This window comes from Rhodococcus sp. EPR-134 (assembly GCF_001647205.1).
GTDB classification, from domain to species: domain Bacteria; phylum Actinomycetota; class Actinomycetes; order Mycobacteriales; family Mycobacteriaceae; genus Rhodococcus_F; species Rhodococcus_F qingshengii.
Window position 1 is genome coordinate 1 of the sequence record NZ_LVCT01000795.1, and the last position, 3,143, is coordinate 3,143.

Sequence of the window (3,143 nt, forward strand, 5' to 3'; positions counted from 1 at the left end):
AAAGCGATCAACGGCTCGATGGTGGCGTACGAGGGTGCGATCACCTTCAAGAACGCCGGAATGGGCGGTGGCGGTGGGTTACGTGCCGCGCTGAAACAGAAGGCGGCAGGTGAATCACTGTCCCTGATGGAAGTCAGCGGTCAAGGCACCGTCTACTTCGCGGTCGACGCCCAGGACATCACGATCATCGAGCTCAACAACGACGCTTTGCACGTCGAAGCCTCGCAATTGCTCGCATTGGTCGGCCAACTGCGAACCGACGTGAAATTTGCCGGTCTCCGCGGCGCAGGTTCCGGACAGGGCTTGTTCACGACGGTCGTCAGCGGCACCGGTCTGGTGGCGGTGCTGTCGAAGGGCGGACCGATCATCGCGCTCGAAGTCAGCCCGCAGTATCCGCTGGTTGCCGATCCCGACGCATTCGTCGCTCACCGTGGCCAGCTGAACCAGAGCTTCGTCACCGACGTCACCTGGCGCTCTGCGATCGGCGGTGGCAGCGGTGAAGCGTTCTCGCTGCGATTCGACGGATCCGGAGTCGTCTACATCCAGCCCGAGGAGCGCTGAACCATGCCGTTGGAATTGGTGAACAGCAAGGTCGTCAAGTCGACCCTCGCGCCGGGCCAGAACGTGCTCGCCCGCACCGGGTCGATGCTCTACTACACCGGTGACGTCCGCTTCATCCCGCACAGCATGGGCGGTGGGCCCGGCGCCATGCCGAACATGGGCGGTATCGCCGGGATGGCCGGCCGCATGATGTCCGGCGAGCATGCACGCATGATGGCGGCCGAGGGAAACGGTGAGGTCTTCTACGGGCATGCCGGCTTGTACGTCGAGGTCATCCACCTCGACGGGTCGTCAATGCTCACCGTCGAAGCCGACCGACTCCTCGCACACGACGGTTACCTCCAGAGTTCGATAGTCGCTCTCACGTCGCAGGGCGGTGTGCGCGGAGCAGTACGCGGCGCCATGACCGGTCAAGGGCTGTTCACGACGCAGTTGCACGGACAGGGAAGCGTCGCGGTCCTCTCGCACGGGGGCGCGATTCCGTTGCAGGTCGGTCCGAACAATCCTCAGGTCGTCGTCGACCCGCAGGCATACGTGTGCCACATCGGTCAGATCAACGTCGACATCTCCGCGAACGTCGGCTGGCGCGAGGCCGTCGGCAAGGGCTCGGGGGAGTCCATCCAGCTGAAGATGACCGGCGCCGGCACCGTTTGGGTCCAGGCGTCCGAGCAGAAGTTCTGAGAGGGCACAGAGCATGGGTATCGAAATTCACAATCCGGCAACTCTGCCCGCCAACGACAACGTCCCGGGCAACGACTACGCCTTCTGCGTCGAGATGGCCGGACAACCGTGGTTCACGTCCAAGGGCGCGATGATCGCGTACTACGGAAACATCAACTTCGAGCCGCTCGGGCGCACGAGCATGACGGCGATCGTCGCGGCCAGGTTTTCTTCACCGCTCTACGCGGACGACTGGGTGCTCGCTCAGGGACAGGGCAAGTTGATCCTCGGGGACCGCGGATTCAACATCAATTCCTACGACCTCGACGACGGCAACCTCACGATTCGCGCGGCCAATCTCCTCGCCTTCGAGACCAGCCTGGACCTCAAACAGTCCATCGTCCCAGGCTTTTTGACGCTACTGGGGACAGGCAAGTTCCTGGCGTCGTCCAATGGCCCGGTCATGTTCGCGGAGCCGCCGCTGCGCATCGACCCGCAAGCGTTGGTGGGTTGGGCCGACTGCCCGTCGCCGTCCCACCACTTCGATGCCGACTGGATGCAGAGCTTCCTGGGCGCGGTTCGCGGAAGCATGTTCGGCGCGAACACCGGCGAAGAACGCCAGTTCGATTTCACCGGAGCCGGGACGGTACTGATCCAGTCGAGCGAGAAGGTCGTCCACGACGGACACCTCCTCAAACACATCGAATCCGAGACGGTCGCACTCGGGCAGAACAGTCTGCGCGCACTGCACGCCTCGATCGGTGCGCGGCTGCAGAACTGACGTCTCGGGGTACGCGAGGTCTCACCGAGGGGGCCGGTCCGGTAGCGTATGGGCGTAATCGTCGGTATTTGTGTGCGCGCTCTGGGTCTCGAGTCGAACGATCCATCTCGCGTCACGAGGATTGCAAACACTTCACATTGCAAGACCACTTACCTGTGCACGAGCAATACATGCTCGCGAGAAATACAAGGCTGGAGTAGTAACCCGATGACCGAGGACAGTCACCGCACCGCAGGCGCCTCCTACGCGGCAGCAGGAGTCGATATCGCCGCAGGCGACCGGGCGGTGGAACTCTTCGCCCCTCTGGCCAAGAAGGCCAGCCGCCCCGAGGTCATGGGTGGCCTCGGTGGTTTCGCCGGCTTGTTCTCCCTCAAGGGTGACTACAAGGAGCCGTTGCTCGCCGCATCGACCGACGGCGTCGGAACCAAGCTCGCTGTCGCGCAGGCGATGGACAAGCACGACACGGTCGGACTCGACCTCGTCGCCATGGTTGTCGACGACCTCGTCGTCTGTGGCGCCGAGCCGCTGTTCCTCCAGGACTACATCGCCGTCGGCCGGGTCATCCCCGAGCGCGTCGCGGAATTGGTCAGCGGAATCGCCGAGGGCTGCATCCAGGCCGGCTGCGCTCTCCTCGGCGGCGAGACCGCCGAGCACCCCGGCATCATGGCCGACGGTGACTACGACCTTTCCGCCACCGGTGTCGGCGTCGTGGAGGCAGAGAAGCTGCTCGGACCGGATCGCGTTCGCCCCGGCGACGTCGTCATCGCGATGGGTTCTTCGGGACTGCACTCCAACGGTTACTCACTGGCCCGCAAGGTCCTGCTCGAGATCGACCGCATGAACCTGAGCGCACACGTCGACGAGTTCGGCCGCACGCTCGGTGAGGAGCTGCTCGAGCCCACCAAGATCTACGCCAAGGACTGCCTGGCACTCGCTGCCGAGACCGACGTGCGCACGTTCTGCCACGTCACCGGTGGCGGCCTCGCCAACAACCTCGCGCGCGTCATGCCCAAGGGCTTGGTCGCCGAACTCGATCGCGGAACCTGGAGCCCCGCTCCGGTCTTCGCCATGATCGCGCAGCGCGGACGCGTCGAGCGCGCCGAGATGGAGCAGACGTTCAACATGGGCGTCGGCATGGTCG

At 64.3% G+C, this 3,143-nt stretch carries 4 protein-coding genes; all 4 read left to right on the forward strand.

Going from position 1 to position 3,143, the window contains the following annotated elements; genetic code table 11:
* Nucleotides 1-561 (forward strand): AIM24 family protein (locus A2J01_RS34090; RefSeq protein WP_064114441.1); only part of this gene is annotated, 561 nt, incomplete at its 5' end.
* A 3-nt stretch (nt 562-564) separates the two neighbouring features.
* Nucleotides 565-1,242: an AIM24 family protein gene (locus A2J01_RS34095; RefSeq protein ID WP_003939918.1), complete on the forward strand. Its 678-nt coding sequence runs from the start codon at nt 565-567 to the stop codon at nt 1,240-1,242.
* Nucleotides 1,243-1,255: 13 nt separating this feature from the next.
* Nucleotides 1,256-2,002 carry an AIM24 family protein gene (locus tag A2J01_RS34100; RefSeq protein ID WP_003939813.1) on the forward strand — a complete coding sequence of 249 codons (747 nt, stop codon included), beginning with the start codon at nt 1,256-1,258 and terminating at the stop codon, nt 2,000-2,002.
* Nucleotides 2,003-2,209: 207 nt separating this feature from the next.
* On the forward strand, nt 2,210-3,143 hold a 934-nt coding region (gene purM, locus A2J01_RS34105; RefSeq protein ID WP_064114442.1), incomplete at its 3' end, for a phosphoribosylformylglycinamidine cyclo-ligase.

Excerpts from the sequence above, each read along its gene's own strand:
- A2J01_RS34095 (WP_003939918.1), top strand. The coding sequence starts at position 565 with ATGCCGTTGGAATTGGTGAACAGCAAGGTCGTCAAGTCGACCCTCGCG.
- A2J01_RS34100 (WP_003939813.1), top strand. The coding sequence starts at position 1,256 with ATGGGTATCGAAATTCACAATCCGGCAACTCTGCCCGCCAACGACAAC.